Here is a 23,508-nt window from a genome sequence, read left to right on the forward strand (position 1 = left end):
CACCCGCTACGACAAACGCGCCCGCCACTACCAAGCCCTGGTCACCCTCGCCTGCCTACGACTGTGGCTACCCTGACTTTGCGGACACGCCCTAGTCCCGGGTCCGCCGGGGGCGCCCCGCGGGGGCGTTCCTAGGGCGGTTTCCCGATTACGGCGCGGGGGCCTTAGCCACACGATGGGGCGCCATGGCATGGACAGTGGGGCGGGTCCTGAGGGACCGGAACGCGGGTCTTTATCTGGGCGCCGTGGTGGTGTCGCAGTTCGGCTCGTCATCGATGTGGCTGGTGTCGGGAATCTGGGTGAAGGAGCTGACGGGCTCGAACGGGCTCGCCGCGCTGTGCACCTTCGCGCTGTGGCTGCCGACGCTCGCGGGCCCGCTGCTGGGCACGCTGGCCGACCGCACCCGCCGCGGCCCGCTCCTCGTCGCCCTCAACCTCGGCATGGCCGCCCTGATGACGTCGCTGCTCACGGTGGACTCGGAGGGGCGGCTGTGGGTCCTCTTCGGGGTCCTCGTGGTGTACGGGGCGGTGAACGCGGTGAGCGACGCGGCGGAGGCCGCGCTGGTGACGGCGGCGGTCGGCAAGGAGCTGCTGGGCGACTTCAACGGGCTGCGGATGTCGGCCAACGAGGGCATGAAGCTGGTGGCGCCGCTGGCGGGCGCCGGGCTCTACGCGGCATCCGGGGGTTCGAGCGTGGCGCTGCTCGACGCGGTCACGTTCGTGCTCGCGGCGGCGATGTACCGGGCGGTGCGGGCCCCTGAGGCCCCTCCCGCGCCGCCCGCCGAGGGATGGCGGCGGCGCACCGCGGAGGGGGCGCGCGAGCTGTGGCGGCACCGGGGGGCGCGGGCGCTTGTGGTGGCGGGCGCGGTGACGCTCGGCCTGTCGTCGCTGGCGAGTGCGCTCCAGTACGCGGTGCTCGACCGCATCCACCGCCCGCCGGAGTTCCTCGCGGTCCTCTCCATGGTGCAGGGGGCGGGCTCGGTGCTGGTGGGCGCGGCGTCGGGGGCGCTGATGCGGCGTCTCGGCGCCCGGCGGTTCGGCGCGTACGGGATCGCGCTCGCCGGGCTCGCGGCGGCCTCGCGGGCGCTGCCGTACGAGTGGGTGGTGGTCGCGGCGAGCCTGGCGAACGGGCTCGGGCTACCGTGCGTGCTGATCGCGGCGCTGACCGAGGTGCAGCGCCGGGTGCGCGGGGAGCTGCTCGGGCGGGCGGCGGCGACCGCGAACACGCTGGTCTTCGGGCCGAACGCGGTCGCGCTCGCGGTGGGCGCGGGCCTGGCAGCCTTCGCCGACCTGCGGTACGCGCTGCCCGCGGTGGGGCTCGCGGGACTCGTCACGGCGGGCGCGCTGCTGCGGGCGCGTACGGACGAGGCGCGTACGGCTCCCGCGGCCGAGGAGGCCGTGTAACGCGCGCGCGGCCCGGGACGGGCGGCGGTTCTCAGCCGCCGAGGCGGCCGAGGGCGGCGGTGACGGCGTCCAGGTCGGCGTCGGAGGCGAGGCCCGCGTGGTAGAGCCGCAGTTGGTTCGCACCGTCGTCGGCGGCGCGCGCGGCGTCGGCGGCGAGGGTGGCGGGGCTGCCGCCCATGCCGGAGACCACGGTGAAGTTGGCGGCGACGACGGTGTGCGGCGCGGCGTGCGGGGCGAAGGGGCGCAGCAGTGCCGTGCCCGAGGCGCAGGGGACGACGACGCCGTCGGCGTGGGCGAGCACGTCCGCGGGGTCCACCCCGGCGTTGGCGCCGCAGTGGTAGGCGGCCGGGTCGGCGTGCAGCAGGATCTGGAAGCCGTCGGGGGCGGCGGCCCGCACGGCTGCCACGGCGGCCCGCTGGAGGTCGCGCGCGGCGCCGTCGCGCCATGCGCGCGTGGCGGCGGCGCGCGCGGCGCCGAGCAGCTTCTCCACCGCGGGCCAGCCGTCCTCGGGCGGCGCGCCGCGCCAGAGGGGTTCGAGCGCGGCGCGCACCGCGGCGGCCAGCTCGTCCGGGTCCTGTCCCACGCCCGCGTACCCCTCGCGGCACGTGGGGCAGAAGCAGAGCGACATCAGGTACTGCCCGGCCTCCCCGAGCGGGACGCCGCCGGTCTTGTCGTGGGCGTGCAGATGCGCGAGGCCGTACCAGCCCAGGGACTCCAGCTCCGTGCCCGCGGCGCCGGGGCGCACGGCGGCCTCGGCGGCGAGGTCGCAGAGGTACGCGCGGATGTCGGGCACGGCGATGCAGGGCGCGTAGGGGTAGCGGTCGCCGTAGGCGTTGACGACGCAGACGCCGGGGTGCTCGGCGCCGAGCCGGGAGTTGTGCGCGAGGACCACCCAACTGTGCACGGCGAGCCCGGCGTCCGCGAGGGCCGCCGCCGCCTCGCCGTAGGCGTCGCCCGGCGCCCAGTCACCGGCGGGGTGGGGCCGCAGTTCCCGGCCGCGCCACCGCTCGCCCGGCGGGTAGAGCACCGCGGAGTGCTCGGCCACGACGACCCGGTGCCGGGGGTGGCGCGGGGTGAGGGCGCGGGTGGAGTGGTAGGCGGCGGCGAGGGTGGCCTGCCGGACGCCGAGGGCCGCGACGCGGTCGGGGGCCGCCGGGTCGCCGACGATGTCCCAGGGGTAGACGAACGCGGAGGTCTTCACCGTGGCTCCAGGCGGGGGTGGGAGGGGCGGTCGCGGTGCGACGGGGGCGCGGTCAGCCCTCGGTGAGCAGGGCGCGGCCGCGGCGTACCAGCTCGGCCAGCTCCGCGACGTGCTCCGCGGGCGGCTCGTGCAGCGGGGGCCGCACCTCGCCGACGTCGAGCCCGCCGAGCCGTACGCCCGCCTTGACCAGGGCGACCGCGTAGCCGCGGCCCTTGGCGCGCAGCTCCACCAGGGGGCGGTAGAAGCCGTCGAGGAGGCGTTCCACGGTGGCGTCGGCGCCGGAGTGGAGCGCCTTGTGGAAGGCGAGGGCGATGTCGGGCGCGAAGCAGAACACGGCCGAGGAGTAGAGGCCGACGCCGAGGCCGCGGTAGGCGAGCCCGGTCAGCTCGGCGGTGGGGAGCCCGTTGAAGTACAGGAACTCGCGCTCCGGCGCGCCGGTGCGCACCGCGCTGATGGTCCGCTGGAGCAGGTCGAGGTCCCCGAGCCCGTCCTTGAGCCCGATGATCCCGTCAGTAAGGGCGAGTTCGACGACAGTCCCAGGATCGAAGACAGCATTGTCGCGCTGGTAGACGATCATGTCGAGGCCGGTGGCGGCGGCCAGCTCCCGGTAGTGCCGCAGCAGCCCCTCCTGCCCCGCGACCACCAGGTAGGGCGGCATGGCGAGCAGCCCGTCGGCGCCCGCCTCCTCGGCGAGGCGCGCGTAGCGCACGGCGAGCGCGGTGCCGTATCCGACCCCGGCCACCACGGGCACCCGCCCCGCGGCCTCCGCCACCGCGGCGGCGACGCACTCCTGGTACTCCTCGGGGGTGAGCGCGTGGAACTCGCCGGTGCCGCAGCAGGCGAACACCGCCCCGGCACCGGCCTCGACGCCACGCCGCACATGGGTGCGGTAGGTGGCGAGGTCGACGGCGCCCCCGGCGTCGTAGGCGGTGACCGGGAAGAACAGCAGTCCTTCGAGGCGGGCGGCGAGGGGGGCTGACGGCACGGGCTCTCTCCCTGGACACACGACTGGTCGTGCATGCTTATGACCTACGTCTACATTTCTGAACAGCACCTACGCTAGATGCCGCCGCCGGGCCGGTCAAGTGCGGAAAGGGGTGGCGAGAGCGGTATCCGGCCTCCCGCCCGGGTACTTGACCGGGGGTCGGGCCGCTCCATAAGTTGTCCATGGATGTGAATCCTATACATGAATATGTCCCGCCGTCGGGCTTTTGCGCGTTCCCGCGCCCGCTCGCCCGCGCCACCCGGCGGCCCCGGGACCCGCGCCGGCCGCGACCGCGGCCCCGTCCTGAGGAGAGCCCCCTATGCCCGCACCGCGCACCGTCCTGCTCACCGGCGCCGCAGGCGGCGTCGGCACCCTGATGCGGGAGCTGCTGCCGGAGTACGGCTACGCGCTGCGGCTGTTCGACGCGGTCCCGGTGCCGGGCGCGCCCGACGCGATCACGGCCGACCTCGGGGACGTGGCCGCGCTCAGGGCCGCGGTGCGCGGCACGGACGCCGTACTCCATCTCGCCGGGATCTCCCTGGAGTCCACCTTCGACAAGATCCTCGACGCCAATGTACGGGGCACGTACAACCTCTACGAGGCCGCACGCGAAGAGGGCGTGCGGCGCGTGGTGTTCGCCTCCTCCAACCACGCGGTCGGCTTCACCCCGTACCCGCGGGGCGCGGCACCGCACCCGCGGGAGGCGCTGGTGCCGGTCGGGACCCCGCACAGGCCCGACACCTTCTACGGCCTGTCCAAGGCGTTCGGCGAGGACCTGGCACAGCTCTACTGGGACAAGCACGGCATCGAGACGGTGTCCGTGCGCATCGGCTCCTGCTTCCCCGAGCCCACCAGCGTGCGGATGCTCTCGATCTGGATGAGCCCCGCCGACGGCGCCCGGCTCTTCCACGCCGCCCTCACCGCCGAGGGCGTCGGGCACACGGTGGTGTACGGCTCCTCCGCCAACACCCGGCTGTGGTGGGACCTCTCCAGCGCGCGTGCGCTCGGTTACGAGCCCCGGGACGACTCCGAGCGCTACGCGGGGCCGCTGCTCGCGCGGCACGGCGAACTCGACCCGGAGAAGGCGGGCCAGTCCACGCTGGGCGGCGAGTTCACCACCGACCCCCCGCGCTGGAACAGGTGACGGCGCGGGCGGCGGGCAAACGGGCACCGGGTAAGGGAACGGTAAAGCGACCTTCGTCGTTGGACCCCACATGACCGCTATGACCCCCGGCTCGAACATCCCGCTGACCGCGGCCCGCGTCGCCGTGGACGTCGCCGCGCCCGTGCGCCTCGACGTATCGGGGCTGCTGCTCACCGCGGCGGGCAAGGTGCGCTCCGACGACGACTTCATCTTCTACAACCAGCCGTCGGGCCCCGGCGTCGCCCACCACGCGGGCGGCGGCACGGCGCCCGACTCGGTCTCCGTGGACACCGCCGCGGTGCCCGCGGAGATCGAGAAGATCGTCATCACCGCGAGCCCGGACGCCGCAGGCCAGACGTTCCAGGGCGTCGAGCCCACCGCCACGATCAGGGACGCCGACGGCTCCGCCGTGCTCGCCACGTTCACCCCGCCACGGCTCGGCGGGGAGACGGCGCTGGTGGTCGTGGAGATCTACCGCAGGGGCGACGCCTGGAAGGCGCGCGCGGTCGGCCAGGGGTATGCGGACGGACTCGCGGGCATCGCCACCGACTTCGGGGTGACGGTGGACGACAGCGCGCCCGCCCCCGCCCAGGCGGCCCCCGCCGCCATGGCGCCGCCCGCGCCGCCCGCTCCCCCGGCGCCGCCCGCGCCCGCCGCCGACCCCCGTATCAGCGCCCCGCCCGCACCGGCGGCACCGCCCGCCGCCGCGCCGCCCGCCCCCGCGGCCGGGAAGGTCAACCTGGACAAGGGCCGGGTGAACCTGCGCAAGAACGAGACGGTGTCCCTGGTCAAGGCGGGCCGCCCGCTGTTCTCCGTGGTCAGGATGGGGCTCGGCTGGGAGCCCGCGTACCGCGGCAAGGACATCGACCTGGACGCCTCGGTCATCGCCTTCGGACCCGAGCGCAACCACCTGGAGAGCTGCTACTTCGGCCGCCTCACCATCCTCGGCGGCGCGGTCAAGCACTCGGGCGACAATCTGACCGGCGAGGGCGCGGGCGACGACGAGACGATCACCGTCGACCTCGGCCGCCTCCCCCAGGAGGCCACCGGGCTGGTCTTCACCGTGAACTCCTTCTCAGGACAGAAGTTCACCGAGGTCGCCAAGGCGTACTGCCGCCTGCTCGACGCGGCCACCGGCGAGGAGCTGGTCCGCTTCGACCTCACCAACGCCGAGCCGCAGACCGGCGTCCTGATGTGCAAGCTCATCCGGCAGTACTCGGGCGAGTGGGACATGACGGCGATGGGCGAGTTCATCAAGGCGCGCACGGTACGCGGGATGGTGAAACCGGCGGCGAAGGCACTCTAGCGGGTGTCCGCGGGGCGCCCGTCCCGCGCGGGTGTCACGCGGGACGGGCGCCCGGCCGCCGGGGTGGGTGCCGGAGCCCGCCAGGACGGCGTCAGTGCTGCCAGGGCCACCCCGCCGCCTGCCCCGCCTCAAGCAGCGGTACCACGCGGAACGCGGCGTCGCCGAGGCCGCCGAAGGTGTGGCGGCCCGGCACCCCCGAGACCCCGTGCCCGACCCGGTACCCGGCCAGGTTCCAGGTGTAGACGGGCACGTCCGCCGGGACCTGGTCGGCCGGGGTGCCGCGGTGGTGGTGCGCGGCCTGCTCGTCGGTGACGATCAGCACCCGGTCATGGCCCCGGTAGTGCTTGCGTACGGCCGCGGTGGTGTGGGTGCCGCCGAGGTCGCCGAAGCGGTCGAGCGCCTTCAGCACCGAGTCGCCGCGCGCCAGCGGCACCGGGTGGCTCTCCGAGCCGAACTGCACCAGGTCCGCGTCCTCGGCCCGCAGCGCGAGCGCCGTGCCGAAGACCGCCGCCGCGTCCGCCCTGGTCAGCTCGGAGCGGTCGGAGACCCTGCTGAAGAACATCGAGCCCGAGCGGTCCACCAGCACCAGGGTGCGCCCCCGCAGCCTCGGCACCTCGGACAGCGAGTGGCCGAGCGCGCGCTCCAGCGCGTACGCCCAGCGCAGCGAGGGCGCGTTGCGGTACGCGGACAGGTAGCGGAAGGGCAGTTGGCGCGAGCGCGCCACGTTCTCCGGGTCGGCGATGGCGTCGGCGACCCGGGCCGCGACGTCGTCACCGACCCCGGCCTCGTCGAAGTTGCGCAGGTTGCGCACCAGCGCCATGGTGCCCATGGAGGGGATGACGGCCTCCCAGGCGGCCCGGTCGAGCGGCCCCTGGAGCCAGCCCGCCAGCGCCTCCCAGGACATGCCCGCGGCGGCGAGACGCTCCGCGCCGCCCTCGCCGACGACCACCTCGCGCCGCCGCGCCACCGGCAGTTCCATCAGCTCCCGGTGCGCGGTGAGCATCCGGCTGGACGCCGGGGGCACCGCGGTCTCCGGGTGGTGGCGGCGGTCGAGCGCGTACCGGAACAGGTCGGACTGCCAGGGCCGCGCCGGATCGGGCGCCGCGTGCACCAGGTTGAGGATGTCGCCGAAGCGGTAGCCCTTGGACGCGGTGTCGTAGCGCAGCAGCGCGCGCTCGGTGAACAGCCGCCGCACCGCGTCGGCGATGCCCCGCTTGACCGGCTTGGGCACGGCGCGCCCGTACCGCGACGTCCAGTAGCCCAGCAGCTCGCCCGGCTCGTCGGCGCGCTGGAGCACCGACGCCACGACCCGCCGCCCGGTGGGTCCCTCTGCGGCGCCCGCGTCGAGCCGCGCCTTCACGTACTCGGCGGCGCCGACCAGGGACGCGGTGCGCAGCGCGCCGGGACCGCGCAGCCAGCCGAGCAGGCCCGCGGTCCACTCCGGGTCCTCGACCGCGAGGGTGCGCACCAGCGCCGTGAAGCGGTCGTCGCGCGCGCCCCCGGACTCGTAGAACGTCTGCTGGGAGACCATGTGGGTGACGGCGAGCAGGAACAGCTCACCGCGCTCGTCGCGCAGGCGGCCGGAGCCACCCTCGTGGGTGTCCGCGTGGCCGGTGCCGCGGACCGCGGAGACCGCGGGCGGCCGGTGGATACGGCTGTTGAAACGCGCCATGTGAATTCCCCCGAATTCGGTGTGCCCTGAGGCACGGGACGGGGAAGCACACGGCGGGGCGCACGCCCCTGGGGGCATGGCGGGCCGCGGCCCCCCGAGATCGTGGACCGGCCGCGGTGCCCGCGTGCGCGGGGGGCCGCGGCCGCGCACCGGGAGGTGCGCGCCCGGCGGCTCTGGCGGCGTCTGCCGCGCCGCCGCCGGACATGTCCACGGTAGGGAAGCGGGCGTCGGCGCCGCCACGGCTTTTCGCCCGGCGCTCCTGCCCGCGCCGTCCGCGGCGGCCTCCCCGTCCTGCCGCCGCGGGTGCGGGGTCAGTGGCCCTTGGGGTGCCGCTTCCAGGGGCCGGTGATGGCGAGCATGATGCCGGGGGTCTGGATGTTGGCGTAGAGGGTCCTGCCGTCGGGCGAGAAGGTGACGCCGGTGAACTCGCTGTACGACGGCTCCTCCGCGGTGCCGATGTTCAGCTCGTTGCGGGCGATCGGGTAGGTGCGGCCGCTGTCGGTGGCGCCGAACAGGTGCGAGACGCCCTCGCCGTCCTCGGCGAGCACGATGCCGCCGTACGGGGAGACGGTGATGTTGTCCGGGCCGTCGAAGGCGCCTTCCTTGCCGGGGTCGGGGTTGACCTTGAGCAGCACCTTGAGGGTGAGGGTGCGGCGGCGCGGGTCGTAGAACCAGACCTGCCCGTCGTGCTGCACCGGGCTCTCCTCGCGGGCGAACGAGGAGACGACGTAGGTGCCGCCGTCCGCCCACCACATGCCCTCCAGCTTGCGGGCGCGGGTGACCTCGCCGTCCTCGAACTGCTTGCGCACCGAGGTGGAGGCGGCGTCGCGGTCGGGGACCTCCACCCAGTCCACGCCGTACACCGTGCCGATCCTGGTGGCGCGGGAGAGGTCGTCGACGAAGTGGCCGCCGGAGTCGAAGCACTTGAACGCCTCGAAGGTGCCGGCCTCGTCGGCCAGGCCGCGCAGCCTGCCGCGGCCGTGGTGGAAGCCGTGCGGCGGGGTCCAGCGGTAGAAGAGGCCGTTGGGGCTGTCGGCGTCCTCGGTCAGGTAGACGTGGCCGTGTGCCGGGTCGACGACGGCGGCCTCGTGGGCGAAGCGGCCGAGCGCCTTGACCGGCTTCGGGTGGCGGTTGGCGCGGCGGTCGTCGGGGTCGACCTCGAAGACATAGCCGTGGTCCTTGGCCATGCCGTTCTGCCCGGCCTTGTCCTCGGTCTCCTCGCAGGTGAGCCAGGTGTCCCAGGGGGTCGCGCCGCCCGCGCAGTTGGTGGAGGTGCCGGCGATGCCGACCCACTCCGCGACCTGGCCGCCGTGCCGCACCTCGACGACCGTGCAGCCGCCGGATGCCGCCTCGTCGTAGACCAGGCCCTCGGGCAGCGGCACCGGGTACTCCCAGTCGGAGCGCGGGCCGCCGAGTTCGTGGTTGTTGACCAGCAGGGTGGTGCCGCGGGGGCCCGGGAAGGCGGCGGTGCCGTCGTGGTTGGAGGGGGTGGACTCGCCCGACTCAAGCGTCGTCCTGCCGGTGTAGGTGATGACGCGGTACGAGAAGCCCTCGGGCAGCGCCAGCAGGCCCTCGGGGTCGTCCCGCAGGGGGCCGTAGCCCACCCCGTCGTCATGGCCGTGGCCATGGCCGTGCCCGTGGTCGTCCCCGTGTCCGTGCCCGTCGTGGCCGTCGTGTCCGTGGCGCGAGGAGGCCAGGGCGCCCGGGGCGGTGGCGAGCACCCCGGCGCTGCCGACCAGCGCCACCCCGGCCCCGGTGGCCGCGGTGCGACTGGTGAACTCCCTGCGGGTGAACGTCATGGTTTCTCCTGTGAGGTCGGGACCCGAACCGTGAGGGGCGGCACTGAGCTGGATTCGGCCCTCACGGTTGCGCCCGACGGAGAACTTCGGCTGAACGGCTGCCGACGTCCCGGCGCTGTCCGGGCGACTTCGAAGGTAAATGCGACCCCAGCACGGACCAAAGCACACTTCAGCCCTTGGAAAAGGATCACTCAAGCAGGGTAAAGAGAGTGAATGGTGAGGGCACCTATCCCCACCTGCGTGCGCGGGCACATGGACATGCGGGCACACAGGCACACAGGCACACAGGCACACAGGCATGCGGGCATGCGGGCGTACGGGCATGCGGCAGCCGTCACACCGCCCCGCCGCAGGTCCCTCCCGTGCGGACCTGCGGACCTGCGGCAGCGGCAGCGGCGCGCGGACAACGGGCGCGCCCCCCTGGAGGCGGTCTCAGTCCTCCTGCCGCGAGCGCGCCTTGAACGCCGCCTTGCGTGCCTCCTTGGCCACCCGCTTGTCGGGGTGCAGCCGCCCCATCGCGTCGAGGACGTCGGCGGTCGCCGGGTGCCGTACCCGCCACGCGGTGTCGAAGAAGCCGCTGTGCTGGCGGGCCAGGCCCTCCACGAGGCCCTGGAGTTCCGGCGAGTTGCCCTCCGCGTCGAGCTGGGCGGCGAGGGTGTCGATGGTCAGCCAGAAGATCATGGTCTCGCCCGGCGGCGGCACGTCGGCGGCGCCGCGCTCGGAGAGCCAGACCCGGGCGAGGCCGCCGAGTTCGGGGTCGTCGAGCACCTCGCGCAGCGCGGGCTCGGCGGCGGGGCCGACCAGGGACAGCGCCTGCTGGCAGCGGAGCCTGCGCAGCGGCGCCCCGGGGTCCTCGCCACGGGCGGCGGCGAGGAGTTCGCGGGCGCCTGACAGCGGCTCGTGGCGTTCGAGCCAGCCCTCGATCTCCTCCTGCGCGGCGTCCTGAGGGTAGTCCGCGGTGCCCCGCAGCAGCCCGGCCGCGTCCAGGGACGCGAGGTCGCCGACCGCGGGCGCCTCGTACCCGGCATCGAGCAGCCTACGGCGCAGCCCGTGGCGGCCGAGCGGGGTCAGCCTGACGAGGCCGTAGCGCGCGACGTCCGAGGGGTCGATGCCCGCGGCCGTCACGGCGGGGTCGGCGTCCGCCTCGACCTCCGCCATCAGCGCCTCGTCGACGGGGCTGAACTCGACCAGCCCCACCGTCTCCAGCAGCCGGAACTGGCCGTCGAGCCGGACCATCGCCTCCGAGACCCGCTCCAGCACATCGTCGCTCGGCTCGCCCATGCCCTCCGGCATGATCACGGAAGCGGCGAGCGCGGGCAGCGGCACCCGGCCCTCGTCCTGCCTCTCGGCGCCCCCGGGGTGCCCGTCGGCGCCCGCGGGCGCCGCCGCGGCGCTCTCCGCGTCCGCCGAGAGCAGATAGAGATTGCCCAGGACGCCATCGAGGAAGGCGGCCTCGTCGCCCGCCGCCGACCCGCCCCCTGTGGCCGCGTCCGCGACGGCCACGTCGAGCGCCGCGAGCCAGAGCCGGAGCACGTCGGCCGGGGAGCCCGAGGCGATCGCCGCGAGGGCGGCGCCACCGACCACGCCCGGCTCGGGGTCAGCCGCGTCCGGCACCTCCACGAGCCCGGCGCCGAGCGCCACCCGCCACGCCGCCGCGGTGGCCGCGCCGTCCGCGCCGTCGCCGAGCCGCGCGGTGGCGGCGGCCAGCTCCTCCTCGCCCAGCTCGCCGTCCGCGCCGACCTTGAGCCCGGGTTCCGCCCAGCGGGCGAGCCGCACGGCGCGGGCGAGCAGCGGGGCGGCGAGCGCGTCCCTGGCAAGCTCAGCCTCGGGGCGCAACCGCACCGGAGGCAGGACAGAGCTGTCTGACATCGACCGAGTCTCCTTGAGGCGGTACGGCAGGGCGACCCGGTACTGCGGATACCGCGGTACGGGGCGACGGCTCAGCCTAGACGGATTTCGCCCCATGCCGCCCGGTTCATCTCCCCGACCACCCTCGTACACCGGCCAAACCTTGACAACTCCCCGCCGACAGAAGAGATTGACGCGCGTAGAAGCGCTGGCGACCCCGGCGGAGGGCACCCCGCCGACCCGCGCGGCGGCCCCCGCCCCGTCCCGGTGCCGGCACCCGTTCCCGGGAGGACTCCCCTTGCCGAGCAAGACCTCGTCGCGGCTCGCCGCGCTCACCGTCGCCGCCGTCTGCTCCACCCTGCTGCCGATGGCGCTCACCGCCCCCGCGTCCGCGAGCGCGGGCGGCAAGATCCGCATCCACGACATCCAGGGCGACACCAGGACCTCCCCGCTCGCCGGCATGCCGGTCACGGACGTGCCCGGGATCGTCACCGGGGTGCGCGCCTACGGCTCCTCGCAGGGCTTCTGGTACCAGGACCCGCACCCGGACGACTCGGCCGCCACCAGCGAGGGCGTGTTCGTCTACACCGGGAGCGCCCCCACCGTGAAGCCGGGTGACGCGGTACGGGTGTCGGGCACCGTGTCCGAGTACACCCCCGGCGGTGTCGCGGCGGGCGGCCAGTCGGTCACCGAGCTGACGGGCCCCAAGGTGACCGTCGACTCCTCGGGCAACGCGCTGCCGAAGGCGGTCACCCTCGACGACCGCTCCGTGCCGGACGCGTACACCCCCGCGGGCGACCCGCACGCCGCGGGCTCCATCGCCCAACTGCCGCTGCGCCCGCGCGCGTACGCCCTCGACCTGTACGAGTCGCTCGAAGGCATGAACGTCAGGATCGGCACCTCCCGGGTGATCACCGGCACCGACCCCTACGCGGAGCTGTGGGTGACGGTGAAGCCGCGCCAGAACCAGGACCGGCGCGGCGGCGCCGTCTACGGCTCGTACACGCAGCAGAACTCGGGGCGCCTCGAAGTCCAGTCCCTGGTGCCGGTCGACGACCAGCCGTTCCCCGTGGCCGACGTCGGCGACCGGCTCGCGGGCACCACCGAGGGGCCGCTCGACTACAACCAGTTCGGCGGCTACACCCTCTCCGCGCGCACCCTGGGGCGGGTCGTGGACGGCGGCATCGAGAAGGAGACCACCAGGCGGCAGAAGCCGGGTGAGCTGGCGGTGGCCACGTACAACGTGGAGAACCTGGCCGCGACGGACCCGCAGGACAAGTTCGACCGGCTCGCCGAGGGCGTGGTGACGCATCTGGCGACGCCCGACATCGTGGCCCTGGAGGAGATCCAGGACAACAACGGCGCCACCGACGACGGCACGGTCGCCGCGGACGAGACGGTGGCCAGGTTCGTCGACGCGGTGGTGGCCGCGGGCGGCCCCCGCTACGAGTGGCGCTCCATCGACCCGGTCGACAAGGCGGACGGCGGCGAGCCCGGCGGCAACATCCGGCAGGGCTTCCTGTTCAACCCCGACCGGGTCTCGTTCACCGACCGCCCCGGCGGCGACGCCACCACCGCGGTCGGGGTGGCCGAGGACCACGGCAGGCCCGCGCTGACCGCCTCCCCGGGGCGTGTCGACCCGGGCAGCGACGCGTGGAAGGACAGCCGCAAGCCGCTCGCCGGCGAGTTCGTCTTCCGCGGCCGCACCGTCTTCGTCATCGCCAACCACTTCGCCTCCAAGGGCGGCGACTACCCGCTGACCTCGAACTTCCAGCCGCCCACGCGCGGTTCTGAAGCGCAGCGGCAGCAGCAGGCCGCGGAGGTGAACGACTTCGCGGCGAAGCTGCTCAAGGTGGACAGGAGGGCGTCCGTCCTCGCGATCGGCGACATCAACGACTTCGAGTTCTCCGCGACCACCGCGCGCCTGGAGAAGGGCGGTGCGCTCTGGTCGGCGATCAAGTCGCTGCCGAAGAAGGAGCGTTACACATACGACTACCAGGGCAACAGCCAGGTGCTCGACCAGATGCTGATCAGCCCGGCGCTGCGCGGGGGCCGCTTCGACTACGACAGCGTCCACATCAACGCCGAGTTCGCCGACCAGAACAGCGACCACGACCCGCAGATCATCCGGCTGGGCTCGCTCTAGCCGCCGCACGGGGGCCGGGGGCCGGGGGCCGGGGGCCGGGCGTCAGCGGCCGTCCGGCTCCTCGGGCACCAGCCGCACCGCGAGGCGGTTCCGGGTGAGCCGGTCGGACTCCACGAGGTGCCCGGGGAAGTCGCGGGTCCTCTCCCATGCGGGGGTGGGCGAGCCGATGCCCTCGCCGTGGGCCGCGAGCCGGTCCCTGTGGGCCTGCTCGCTGTCCCACACCGAGTAGTTGAACACCGTGGCGCCGTCGAGGCCGAGATGGAAGTCGGCGCTGCGGGCGCCGGTCATGGGCTCGGGCTCGGTGGCGAGGGCCTGGATCAGGGCGTCGGTCCAGGCCCGCTGCCGCTCCTCGTCAGGGCCCTCGAAGACGATCTTCACCAGGACCGCGATGCCGCTGTCCGGCGTGGGCTGCGGCCCGGTGCGCGGGGTGAAGACGCCGTCGCGGAAGGTGCCGCCGCGGTAGTGGCGGGTGCGCGCGAGGCCGATCCGCTCGATGCCGGGCGCCGCCCGGTCGACCTCGGCGTTGCGCTCGTCGCGGCCGTTGCTCGCGAGGCGTACGAACTCCTGGTGGGCGCGCTGGTCGCGCCAGAGCGACTGGTGCATGAGGTGGTCGCCGTCGGTGTTCGCGAACACCGCGTACGACAGCAGCCCCGGATGGGGCCACTCCCGCTTCTCCCAGGCTTCGGCGACCGCCTCCGCCACCCGTCGCTGCCGCTCGGGGCTCCCCACCCGCCAGGTGCTGAAGAATGCGGGGCCGCCGTGGCTCCCCGACAGGTCGGGCAGGGTGTCGGTACGCAGCGTCCGCATGGCGCCTCCACGGTTCTCGGTGCTCGGCTGTGCCTGCCGCCACCCTCCGACCTGAACCGCACTTGAGGTCAAGCGGGGGGGCGGCCACCGACACGGGGCCGCCCCTGGGGAGGGTCAGTTGTGGCTGTGCAGCACGTCGTTGAGACCCGTCCAGACCGCGTTGTTCGGGCGGGCCTCGACCGTGCCCGTGGTGGAGTTGCGGCGGAAGAGGATGTGGGAGGCGCCGGAGAGGTCTCTGGCCTTGGTGACCTGGCCGTCGGGCATGGTGACCCGGGTGCCCGCGGTCAGGTAGAGGCCCGCCTCGACGACACACTCGTCGCCCAGCGCGATGCCCACCCCGGCCTCGGCGCCGATGAGGCACCGCTCGCCGATGGTGATGACCACGTTGCCGCCGCCGGAGAGCGTGCCCATGGTGGAGGCGCCGCCGCCGATGTCGGAGCCGTCGCCGACGACGACGCCCGCGGAGATCCGGCCCTCCACCATCGAGGTGCCGAGGGTGCCCGCGTTGTAGTTGACGAAGCCCTCGTGCATCACGGTGGTGCCCTCGGCGAGGTGGGCGCCGAGGCGGACCCGGTCGGCGTCGCCGATGCGCACCCCGCGGGGCGCCACGTAGTCCGTCATGCGGGGGAACTTGTCGACCGACGTGACCTGGAGGTGCAGCCCCTCGGCGCGGGCCGCCAGGCGCACCCGCTCCAGCTCTGCGACGGCGACCGGGCCGAGGGACGTCCAGGCGACGTTGGTGAGGAGGCCGAAGACGCCCTCCAGGTTCTGCCCGTGCGGGCGCACCAGGCGGTGGCTGAGGAGGTGCAGCCGCAGATAGACGTCGTGCGCGTCGACCGGCTTGTCGTCGAGGGAGGCGATCACCGTGCGCACGGCGACGGTCTCCACACCGCGGCGGGGGTCGGAGCGCACCGCCCGCGCGGCGTCCGCGCCGAGGAGCCGTACCGCGCTCTGCTCGTCGAGCCGCTCGGTGCCGCTCTCACCGGGCTCGGGGGACAGCTCGGGGGCGGGGTACCAGGTGTCGAGGACGGTGCCGTCCGCGGTGACGGTGGCGAGGCCGCTGGCTACGGCGCCGCCCTTGCGAGGCGCGTTCGTGTCGGTCATGGCAGCAACCTAACCGCCCCGCCCGCACCGGTGCGAACCGGTGCCGCTCCCGTCTCAGGTGCCGGTCACGGGCCCGCCCGGCCGTCACCGCCGGTGCGGGGAAGGAGCCGTGCCAGCATCTCGCGCGCGTACGCCTCGTCGTAGCGGGCGCCGGTGAGCAGCACCTGGAGGCAGATGCCGTCGGTGAGGGCGGCGAGGGCGCGGGCGGTGACCGGGTCCGTGCGGGCGCGCAGCAGCCCGGTGAGCGCGGCGCACCACTCCTCGGCGACGGGGCGCAGCGCGGGGCGGCGCAGGGCGGCGAGGTACACCTCGTACTCAAGCTCGACCCTGGTGGGCTCGCCGGAGAGCCAGAAGCCGATGGCGGCGGCGAGTTGGTCGGCCAAGTCGCCGCCCGGGTCGTGGACCACCGGGCTCCGCCGCACCTGCGCCGCGAACTGGTCGTTCAGCTCCCGCAGCGCCGCGGCCAGCAGGTCGTCGAGGGTCGCGAAGTGGTACGTGGTGGAGCCGAGGGGGACGTCGGCCGCCGCGGCGACGGTGCGGTGGGTGAGCCCCGCGACGCCGTGCGCGCCGATAACGTCGAGGGCGGCGGCGACGATACGGGCGCGGCGCCCGGGGTCGTGGCGCCGCGGCATCAGTGCGCCCCGCCGAGGTTGAGCAGGACGACGCCGCCGATGATGAGGACGATCCCGGCCGCCTTCATCAGGTTCATGCTCTCGCCGAGGAAGAGGGCGGCGATCACCGCCATGGCGGCGGTTCCCGCGCCCGACCAGATGGCGTAGGCGGTGCCCACGCCAATGGTCTTGAGGGTCTGCGCGAGCAGCACGAACGAGATCAGGTATCCGGCGGCGGTGACAAGCGAGGGCAGCAGGCGGCTGAAGCCCTCGCTGTACTTCATCGAGCTGGTGGCCGCTATCTCGGCGGCGATGGCCCCGGCGAGCGTCAGATATCCCATGCGGGGCACCTTAGCGACGCTATGTACGGGCGTACGTATCGGGGTGCCCTCGTACGTCGGGGGCGCCCCGTGCGCATCGCGGTGCCCGAGCGCCCCTCCCCCGGCGCCGCCCGGCCGCGGACCCCGGACAGGCCCCACGCAACGGAGGCGGGGCCGTCCGCGGAGGTGTGGAAGAACCTCCGCGGGCGGCCCCGCCTCGGGTGTCACGTCGCTCAGACGTTGAACCCCAGGGCGCGCAGTTGCTCGCGCCCGTCGTCGGTGATCTTGTCGGGGCCCCACGGCGGCATCCAGACCCAGTTGATCTTCAGGTCGTTGACGATGCCCTCGGTCGCGGAGCGCGCCTGGTCCTCGATGACGTCGGTCAGCGGGCAGGCCGCGGACGTCAGCGTCATGTCCACGGTGGCGACATTGCTGTCGTCGATGTGCAGCCCGTAGATCAGGCCGAGGTTGACGACGTCGATGCCCAGCTCGGGGTCGACGACGTCCATCAGGGCCTCGCGCAGCTCCTCCTCCGAAGCCGAGGCTCCGGGGACCATCTGGGCCGTCTCGTTCTCGCTCATGCGGTCTTCGCCTCCTCCGCGAGCGCCTGCGCGGTCGCGTCCTTCCAGGCCATCCAGCTCAACAGGGCGCACTTCACCCGGGCGGGGTACTTGGAGACACCGGCGAAGGCGACGGCGTCCTCCAGCACCTCCTCCATGGCGTCGTCCGGCTCGATCCGGCCCTTCGACTGCATCAGTTCCAGGAAGACGTCCTGGATGTGCCGGGCCTCGGCGACGTCCTTGCCGACGAGCAGCTCGTTCAGCACGGACGCGCTCGCCTGGCTGATGGAACAGCCCTGGCCCTCGTACGACACGTCTGCGATGCGCGAGCCGTCGTACTTGACCCGCAGCGTGATCTCGTCGCCGCAGGTCGGGTTGACGTGGTGCACCTCGGCGTCGCCCTCCCTGAGACCACGACCGTGCGGGTGCTTGTAGTGGTCCAGGATGACGTCCTGGTACATCGAATCAAGCTTCACAGCGTTTGACCTCGCGTCCTCTCGGTCGTCGCGCACCACCGCGGGCGGGCCCGCCGACGCCGTCCCCCGCCTTCGGGTTCCGGTGCAGGCGCCGGTGAAACCGCCCCGGTGGTGCGCACGCCCAGCCTCTTCTCAGCCGAAGAAATTCCGTACGTGTTCCAGGCCCTCGACCAGCGCGTCGATCTCGGAGGGCGTGGAGTACAGATAGAAAGACGCTCTGGTGGTCGCGGGAATTCCGTACCGCAGGCAGACCGGGCGGGCGCAGTGGTGGCCCACCCGGACGGCGATGCCCAGCTCGTCGAGGACCTGCCCCACGTCGTGGGGGTGGATGTCACCGAGCGTGAAGGAGATCGCGGCGCCGCGGTCCTCGGCGGTGGCGGGTCCGACGATCCTCAGGTCGGGCACGGCCCGCAGCCGCTGCACGGCGTACTCGGTGAGGGCGTGCTCGTGCCGCGCGATCCGGTCCATGCCGATCGAGGTCAGGTAGTCCACCGCCGCGCCGAGGCCGATGGCCTGGGAGATGGGGGGCGTGCCCGCCTCGAACTTGTGGGGCGCGGGGGCGTAGGTCGAGGAGTGCATGGACACCGTCTCGATCATCTCGCCGCCGCCGAGGAAGGGCGGCAGGTCCTCCAGCAGCTCCTGGCGGCCCCAGAGCACCCCGATGCCGGTGGGGCCCAGCATCTTGTGCCCGGTGAACGCCACGAAGTCGGCCTGGAGGGCCTGGACGTCGAGCGGCATGTGCGGGGCGGCCTGGGAGGCGTCGATCAGGACGAGCGCGCCGACCTCCTGGGCGCGGCGCACGATGTCCTCGACGGGGTTGAGCGTGCCCAGCACGTTGGAGACGAGGACGAAGGAGACGACCTTGGTCTTCTCGTTGATGACCTTGTCCAGGTCGGACAGGTCGAGTCTGCCCTCGTCGGTGAGGCCGAACCACCTCAGCTTCGCGCCCGTGCGCTGCGAGAGGAGCTGCCACGGGACGATGTTGGAGTGGTGCTCCATCTCCGTGATGACGATCTCGGTGTCCTCGTCGACCCGGTAGGGGTCGTCGGCCCACCCCAGCATGTTGGCGACGAGGTTCAGCGACTCCGAGGCGTTCTTGGTGAAGACGACCTCGTCCCTGCTGGGGGCGTTGATGAACGAGGCGACCGTGTCGCGGGCGCCCTCGTAGAGCGCGGTGGCCTCCTCCGCGAGGACGTGCACCCCGCGGTGGACGTTGGCGTTGTGCTGCTCGTAGTACTCGTTCAGCACGTCGAGCACCTGGCGCGGTGTCTGGGACGTCGCCGCGTTGTCCAGGTAGACGAGCTTGCGGTCGTCGTGGACCAGGCGGTCGAGCACCGGGAAGTCCTTGCGGATCGTCTCGGTGTCGAGCAGGCCGGAAAGCCCCTGATGGGCCGCTGTCACGCGGATGCGCCTCCCTTCACATATGCCTCGTAGCCCTCGTTCTCCAGCTTGTCGGCGAGTTCGGCGCCGCCGGACTCGACGACGCGGCCCTGGGCGAAGACATGGACGTAGTCGGGCTTGATGTAGCGGAGAATCCGCGTGTAGTGGGTGATCAGCAGGGTGCCGACGTCGCCCGACTCACGGACCCGGTTGACGCCCTCGGAGACCACCCGCAGCGCGTCCACGTCGAGCCCCGAGTCGGTCTCGTCGAGGACCGCGATGTGCGGCTTCAGCAGTTCGAGCTGGAGGATCTCGTGGCGCTTCTTCTCACCGCCGGAGAAGCCCTCGTTGACGTTGCGCTCGGCGAACGAGGGGTCGATCTGGAGCCGTTCCATGGTCTCCTTGACCTCCTTCACCCAGGTGCGCAGCTTGGGTGCCTCGCCGCGGATGGCGGTGGCGGAGGTGCGCAGGAAGTTGGAGACGGAGACGCCGGGGACCTCGACCGGGTACTGCATGGCGAGGAAGACGCCGGCCCTGGCGCGCTCGTCGACGCTCATCGCGAGGACGTCCTCGCCGTCGAGGGTGACGGAGCCGCCGGTGACGGTGTACTTGGGGTGCCCCGCGAGGGAGTAGGCGAGGGTGGACTTGCCGGAGCCGTTGGGGCCCATGATGGCGTGCGTCTCGCCCTGCTTCACGGTGAGATCGACGCCTTTGAGGATCTCCTTCGTGGCGTTGTCGGCCTCGACGGTGACGTGCAGGTCTCGGATTTCAAGCGTTGCCATGGGTGCCTCAGGACTCCTGGGTGAGGGAGACGAGCACGTCGTCCCCTTCGATCTTTACGGGGTAGACGGGGACGGGGCGGGTCGCCGGCAGCCCCGAGGGCTTGCCGGTGCGCAGGTCGAAGCTGGAACCGTGCAGCCAGCACTCGATCTGGCAGTCCTCGACCTCGCCCTCGGACAGCGAGACGTTCGCGTGCGAGCAGATGTCGTTGATCGCGAAGACCTCGCCCTCGGTGCGGACCACCGAGACGGGGGTGCCATCGATCTCGACCAGCTTGGGGGCGTCGTCCTCCAGGTCGCCGACGGAGCAGACCCGCCGGAATCCGGCGGCGCCTTCCGCGCCGGTCGGTGTGGGGTTCCCGGTGGTCATGCGACCGATGCCTCCAGTTCCTCCTCGATGCGGGAGATCAGCCGCTCCTCAAGGTCCGGCAGGCCGATCTGTTGGACGAGTTCGGCGAAGAAGCCGCGGACCACGAGCCTGCGCGCCTCCCGCTCGGAGATGCCCCTGGCCATCAGGTAGAAGAGCTGCTCGTCGTCGAAGCGGCCGGTCGCGGAGGCGTGTCCGGCGCCGACGATCTCGCCGGTCTCGATCTCCAGGTTGGGCACGGAGTCGACGCGGGCGCCGTCGGTGAGGACCAGGTTGCGGTTCATCTCGTACGTGTCCGTGCCCTCGGCGGCGGCCTCGATGAGGACGTCGCCGATCCACACCGCGTGCGCGTCGTCGCCCTGGAGGGCGCCCTTGTAGACCACGTTGGACTTGCAGTGCGGGGTGTTGTGGTCGACGAAGAGGCGGTGCTCCTGGTGCTGGCCGCGGTCGGTGAAGTAGAGGCCGAACAGCTCGGCCTCGCCGCCGGGGCCCGCGTAGCTGACCCGGGGGTTGAGCCGTACGACGTCGCCGCCGAAGGTGACGACCACCGACTTGAACTGGGCGTCCCGGCCGACGAGCGCGTTGTGCTGGCCGATGTGGACGGCCTCGTCGTCCCAGTCCTGGACGCTGACGACGGTGAGCCTGGCGCCGTCGCCGAGGACGTAGTCGACGTTCGCGGCGAGCACCGCGTCGCCGGTGTGGTCGATGACGACGACGGCCTCCGCGAAGGCGCCGAGTTCGATCACCTGCTGGCCGTAGACCACGGCGGGCCTGCCGCCCTCGGCCTCGCCGTGGACCGTGATCCTGATCGGCTCGGTGAGGGCGGTCTCCCGGGGCACGCTGACGACGGTCGCCTTCTCGAAGGCGGAGTACGCCTGGGCGGAGACCCGGTCGACGGGGGTGCCGGCCCGGCCGAGCCGCTCGTCGTCACGGCCGACGGTCTCGACCGCGACCTGGTCGGGGGCGGTGATCTCGACCTTCAGCCCTGACCCGGTGGCGGCGGCGGTGCCGTCGTGCAGCCCGCGCAGCCGCTCCAGCGGGGTGAACCGCCACTCCTCCTCCCGGCCGTGCGGCACCGGGAAGTCCGCCACGTCGAAGGACGGGGGCGCGCTCATGCGCGTGGCGAGTGTCGACTCCGCCGCCACGGCGATCGATCCGGCGGTGGTCGACCCCACCGGGATGTTCTGGCTGTCGGCCATGGGTGTCGTTCTGCTCTCTTTCGTCATCGGATCGGTGGGGTGCGGGGGCGCGTTGCGCGGGGCGGGCCGTCCGACCGCTCGCGGTGGGCGGTCGGACGGCGCCGGCCGGCGGTCAGCCGACCGCGCCCTCCATCTGAAGCTCGATCAGCCGGTTCAGCTCCAGCGCGTACTCCATCGGCAGCTCCTTCGCGATCGGCTCGACGAAGCCGCGCACGATCATCGCCATCGCCTCGTCCTCGGACAGGCCGCGGCTCATCAGGTAGAAGAGCTGGTCCTCGGAGACCTTGGACACGGTGGCCTCATGACCCATCGAGACGTCGTCCTCGCGGACGTCGACGTACGGGTAGGTGTCCGAGCGCGAGACGGTGTCCACCAGCAGCGCGTCGCACAGCACGTTGGACTTGGCGCCCGGGGCGCCCTCGCCGATCTCGATGAGGCCGCGGTACGAGGTCCGCCCGCCGCCCCTCGCCACCGACTTGGAGACGATGTTCGAGGAGGTGTGGGGGGCCATGTGGACCATCTTGGCGCCCGCGTCCTGGTGCTGGCCCTCGCCGGCGAAGGCGATGGACAGGGTCTCGCCCCTGGCGTGCTCGCCCATCAGGTAGACGGCCGGGTACTTCATGGTGACCTTGGAGCCGATGTTGCCGTCGACCCACTCCATGGTGGCGCCCTCGTAGGCCACGGCCCGCTTGGTGACCAGGTTGTACACGTTGTTCGACCAGTTCTGGATGGTCGTGTAGCGGCAGCGGGCGCCCTTCTTCACGATGATCTCGACGACCGCGGAGTGCAGCGAGTCCGACTTGTAGATCGGCGCCGTGCAGCCCTCGACGTAGTGGACGTAGGCGTCCTCGTCGACGATGATCAGGGTCCGCTCGAACTGGCCCATGTTCTCGGTGTTGATGCGGAAGTACGCCTGGAGCGGGATCTCCACGTGCACGCCCTTCGGCACGTAGATGAAGGAGCCGCCGGACCAGACGGCGGTGTTCAGCGCGGCGAACTTGTTGTCCCCCGCGGGGATCACCGTGCCGAAGTACTCCTTGAACAGCTCCGGGTGCTCCCTGAGGGCGGTGTCGGTGTCCAGGAAGATGACGCCCTGCTCCTCCAGGTCCTCACGGATCTGGTGGTAGACGACCTCGGACTCGTACTGCGCGGCGACACCGGCGACCAGGCGCTGCTTCTCGGCCTCGGGGATGCCGAGCTTGTCGTAGGTGGCCTTGATGTCCTCCGGCAGGTCCTCCCAGCTCTCGGCCTGCTTCTCGGTGGAGCGCACGAAGTACTTGATGTTGTCGAAGTCGATGCCCGACAGGTCGGAGCCCCAGTTGGGCATGGGCTTCTTCTCGAAGAGCCTGAGGCCCTTGAGCCGGAGCTTGGTCATCCACTCGGGCTCGTCCTTCTTGGCGGAGATGTCCCGGACGACGTCGTCGCTCAGACCGCGCTTGGCCGCGGCGCCCGCCGCGTCCGAGTCGGCCCAGCCGTATTCGTACTTGCCCAGGCCCTCGAGTTCGGGGTGGGCAGTCTCCGTGGGGAGAGTCATGCGGGGTTCCTCCCGGACCTGCTGTCGGTTGGCGGGCCTTCGGCCCGCGTCTGCTGTGGTGGCTCTGCTGTCCCGGGGGGTGGTGCCTCGGGGGCGCGCGGCGGCGGTGGGTCGCCGCGCGGGATGAATGTCGTGCAGACGCCGTCGCCGTGGGCGATCGTGGCGAGGCGCTGCACATGCGTGCCGAGGAGCCGTGAGAAGAACTCGGTCTCGGCCTCGCACAGCTGGGGGTACTGCTCCGCCACGTGCACGACGGGGCAGTGGTGCTGGCACAACTGCTCGCCCTGGCGGCGGCCCGGCGCGGTGCGGGCCGTGGCAGCGTAGCCGTCGGCGCTCAAAGCCCGGGCGAGGGCCTCGGTGCGCCGCTCGGGCGGCGCGTTCTCGACGACCGCCCGGTAGGCTTCGGCGAGCTGGTCGACGCGGTCGCGTGCGAACGCGGCGACGGCCGCCTCGCCCGCCGTGCCGCCGCCCGCGATCCGGGCGATCCAGCGCAGCGCGTCCGCCGCGAGCTTGTCATACGACTGGTCGAAGGCGTCACGGCCGCCGTCCGTCAGCGCGAAGACCTTGGCGGGGCGCCCGCGCGAGCGTGTCCCGTAGACCCGCTTCTCGCGGGGCTCCACGACGTCGTCCGCGACCAGGGCGTCCAGGTGCCTGCGCACCGCGGCCTGGGTGAGACCGAGCCGTCCCGCCAGGTCGGCGACCGTCGAGGGACCGTGGTCCAGGATGGACCGCGCGACGCGGTTGCGCGTGGAGTGGTCGGCGCGCAGCCCCGCCGCGAGATCTTCCTGCGGAGCCTCGCCGACGTTTTTCACAACGCCATTGTTGCGTAATTCCGCTGAGCGTGACAAGCCACGCCGGGGCGACCCG

Annotated in this window: 21 protein-coding genes; 4 read left to right on the forward strand and 17 right to left on the reverse strand. The window is 72.9% G+C overall.

Annotated features, from left to right (window positions below; all coding sequences use genetic code 11):
• The first annotated feature begins 185 nt into the window (after positions 1 to 185).
• The gene (locus ACIBIW_RS14735) at positions 186 to 1,403 is read left to right on the forward strand and encodes an MFS transporter (protein ID WP_399335880.1); all 1,218 of its coding nucleotides are present in this window, start codon (positions 186 to 188) and stop codon (positions 1,401 to 1,403) included.
• A gap of 31 nt (positions 1,404 to 1,434) precedes the next feature.
• Here the strand turns inward: ACIBIW_RS14735 and ACIBIW_RS14740 are convergent, their stop codons facing one another.
• Entirely contained in the window at positions 1,435 to 2,604 is a 1,170-nt protein-coding gene (locus ACIBIW_RS14740; RefSeq protein ID WP_399335881.1) for a hypothetical protein, read from the reverse strand.
• A gap of 52 nt (positions 2,605 to 2,656) precedes the next feature.
• The gene (locus tag ACIBIW_RS14745; RefSeq protein WP_399335883.1) at positions 2,657 to 3,589 is read right to left on the reverse strand and encodes a 5-dehydro-4-deoxyglucarate dehydratase; all 933 of its coding nucleotides are present in this window, start codon (positions 3,587 to 3,589) and stop codon (positions 2,657 to 2,659) included.
• A gap of 319 nt (positions 3,590 to 3,908) precedes the next feature.
• Here ACIBIW_RS14745 and ACIBIW_RS14750 point away from each other — a divergent pair, with 319 nt between their 5' ends.
• Together ACIBIW_RS14750 and ACIBIW_RS14755 are read left to right on the forward strand one after the other, a co-directional pair.
• Complete coding sequence (locus tag ACIBIW_RS14750; RefSeq protein WP_399335884.1) at positions 3,909 to 4,733, forward strand: NAD-dependent epimerase/dehydratase family protein; 825 nt, start codon at positions 3,909 to 3,911, stop codon at positions 4,731 to 4,733.
• Positions 4,734 to 4,812: 79 nt separating this feature from the next.
• A complete protein-coding gene (locus tag ACIBIW_RS14755) occupies positions 4,813 to 6,039 on the forward strand; it encodes a TerD family protein (RefSeq protein WP_399336700.1) in 1,227 nt (408 codons plus the stop codon).
• 91 nt (positions 6,040 to 6,130) lie between these two features.
• Here ACIBIW_RS14755 and ACIBIW_RS14760 read toward each other — a convergent pair whose 3' ends face one another.
• The 3 genes from ACIBIW_RS14760 to ACIBIW_RS14770 form a co-directional block, all read right to left on the reverse strand.
• Complete coding sequence (locus ACIBIW_RS14760; protein WP_399335886.1) at positions 6,131 to 7,711, reverse strand: TROVE domain-containing protein; 1,581 nt, start codon at positions 7,709 to 7,711, stop codon at positions 6,131 to 6,133.
• Between the two features lie 311 nt (positions 7,712 to 8,022).
• A complete protein-coding gene (locus ACIBIW_RS14765; protein WP_399335888.1) occupies positions 8,023 to 9,510 on the reverse strand; it encodes an alkaline phosphatase PhoX in 1,488 nt (495 codons plus the stop codon).
• 432 nt (positions 9,511 to 9,942) lie between these two features.
• A complete protein-coding gene (locus ACIBIW_RS14770; protein WP_399335890.1) occupies positions 9,943 to 11,379 on the reverse strand; it encodes a hypothetical protein in 1,437 nt (478 codons plus the stop codon).
• A 277-nt stretch (positions 11,380 to 11,656) separates the two neighbouring features.
• On the opposite strand from ACIBIW_RS14770, the gene ACIBIW_RS14775 reads away from it, so the two are divergent.
• The gene (locus tag ACIBIW_RS14775) at positions 11,657 to 13,504 is read left to right on the forward strand and encodes an endonuclease/exonuclease/phosphatase family protein (protein WP_399335892.1); all 1,848 of its coding nucleotides are present in this window, start codon (positions 11,657 to 11,659) and stop codon (positions 13,502 to 13,504) included.
• A 42-nt stretch (positions 13,505 to 13,546) separates the two neighbouring features.
• On the opposite strand, the gene ACIBIW_RS14780 is transcribed toward ACIBIW_RS14775, so the two are convergent.
• From ACIBIW_RS14780 to ACIBIW_RS14835, 12 genes are all read right to left on the reverse strand, one after another.
• Positions 13,547 to 14,311 (reverse strand): antibiotic biosynthesis monooxygenase, encoded by a 765-nt coding sequence (locus ACIBIW_RS14780; protein WP_399335894.1) that lies wholly within the window; start codon positions 14,309 to 14,311, stop codon positions 13,547 to 13,549.
• A gap of 114 nt (positions 14,312 to 14,425) precedes the next feature.
• Positions 14,426 to 15,415: a 2,3,4,5-tetrahydropyridine-2,6-dicarboxylate N-succinyltransferase gene (gene dapD, locus ACIBIW_RS14785; protein ID WP_399335896.1), complete on the reverse strand. Its 990-nt coding sequence runs from the start codon at positions 15,413 to 15,415 to the stop codon at positions 14,426 to 14,428.
• Between the two features lie 65 nt (positions 15,416 to 15,480).
• On the reverse strand, positions 15,481 to 16,047 hold the full coding sequence (locus tag ACIBIW_RS14790) for a TetR/AcrR family transcriptional regulator (protein WP_399335898.1): 567 nt from the start codon (positions 16,045 to 16,047) through the stop codon (positions 15,481 to 15,483).
• On the reverse strand, positions 16,047 to 16,367 hold the full coding sequence (locus ACIBIW_RS14795; protein ID WP_399335900.1) for a DMT family transporter: 321 nt from the start codon (positions 16,365 to 16,367) through the stop codon (positions 16,047 to 16,049). Before ACIBIW_RS14795 ends, ACIBIW_RS14790 begins: the two co-directional genes overlap by 1 nt.
• A 212-nt stretch (positions 16,368 to 16,579) precedes the next feature.
• Positions 16,580 to 16,927: a metal-sulfur cluster assembly factor gene (locus ACIBIW_RS14800; protein ID WP_399335902.1), complete on the reverse strand. Its 348-nt coding sequence runs from the start codon at positions 16,925 to 16,927 to the stop codon at positions 16,580 to 16,582.
• Positions 16,924 to 17,382: a Fe-S cluster assembly sulfur transfer protein SufU gene (gene sufU, locus ACIBIW_RS14805; RefSeq protein WP_399335904.1), complete on the reverse strand. Its 459-nt coding sequence runs from the start codon at positions 17,380 to 17,382 to the stop codon at positions 16,924 to 16,926. The genes ACIBIW_RS14800 and sufU overlap by 4 nt, the downstream gene beginning before the upstream one ends.
• A gap of 132 nt (positions 17,383 to 17,514) precedes the next feature.
• Positions 17,515 to 18,783 (reverse strand): cysteine desulfurase, encoded by a 1,269-nt coding sequence (locus tag ACIBIW_RS14810; protein WP_399335906.1) that lies wholly within the window; start codon positions 18,781 to 18,783, stop codon positions 17,515 to 17,517.
• Positions 18,780 to 19,544 carry a Fe-S cluster assembly ATPase SufC gene (gene sufC / locus ACIBIW_RS14815; protein WP_399335908.1) on the reverse strand — a complete coding sequence of 255 codons (765 nt, stop codon included), beginning with the start codon at positions 19,542 to 19,544 and terminating at the stop codon, positions 18,780 to 18,782. Before sufC ends, ACIBIW_RS14810 begins: the two co-directional genes overlap by 4 nt.
• Before the next feature lie 7 nt (positions 19,545 to 19,551).
• Complete coding sequence (locus ACIBIW_RS14820; protein ID WP_399335910.1) at positions 19,552 to 19,911, reverse strand: non-heme iron oxygenase ferredoxin subunit; 360 nt, start codon at positions 19,909 to 19,911, stop codon at positions 19,552 to 19,554.
• Complete coding sequence (sufD, locus tag ACIBIW_RS14825) at positions 19,908 to 21,107, reverse strand: Fe-S cluster assembly protein SufD (RefSeq protein ID WP_399335912.1); 1,200 nt, start codon at positions 21,105 to 21,107, stop codon at positions 19,908 to 19,910. Before sufD ends, ACIBIW_RS14820 begins: the two co-directional genes overlap by 4 nt.
• Before the next feature lie 112 nt (positions 21,108 to 21,219).
• On the reverse strand, positions 21,220 to 22,641 hold the full coding sequence (gene sufB, locus ACIBIW_RS14830; RefSeq protein ID WP_399335914.1) for a Fe-S cluster assembly protein SufB: 1,422 nt from the start codon (positions 22,639 to 22,641) through the stop codon (positions 21,220 to 21,222).
• The gene (locus ACIBIW_RS14835) at positions 22,638 to 23,453 is read right to left on the reverse strand and encodes a helix-turn-helix transcriptional regulator (protein ID WP_399335916.1); all 816 of its coding nucleotides are present in this window, start codon (positions 23,451 to 23,453) and stop codon (positions 22,638 to 22,640) included. The genes sufB and ACIBIW_RS14835 overlap by 4 nt, the downstream gene beginning before the upstream one ends.
• Positions 23,454 to 23,508 lie beyond the last annotated feature (55 nt).

This window comes from Streptomyces sp. NPDC050560 (assembly GCF_044457285.1).
Taxonomy (GTDB): Bacteria; Actinomycetota; Actinomycetes; order Streptomycetales; family Streptomycetaceae; genus Streptomyces.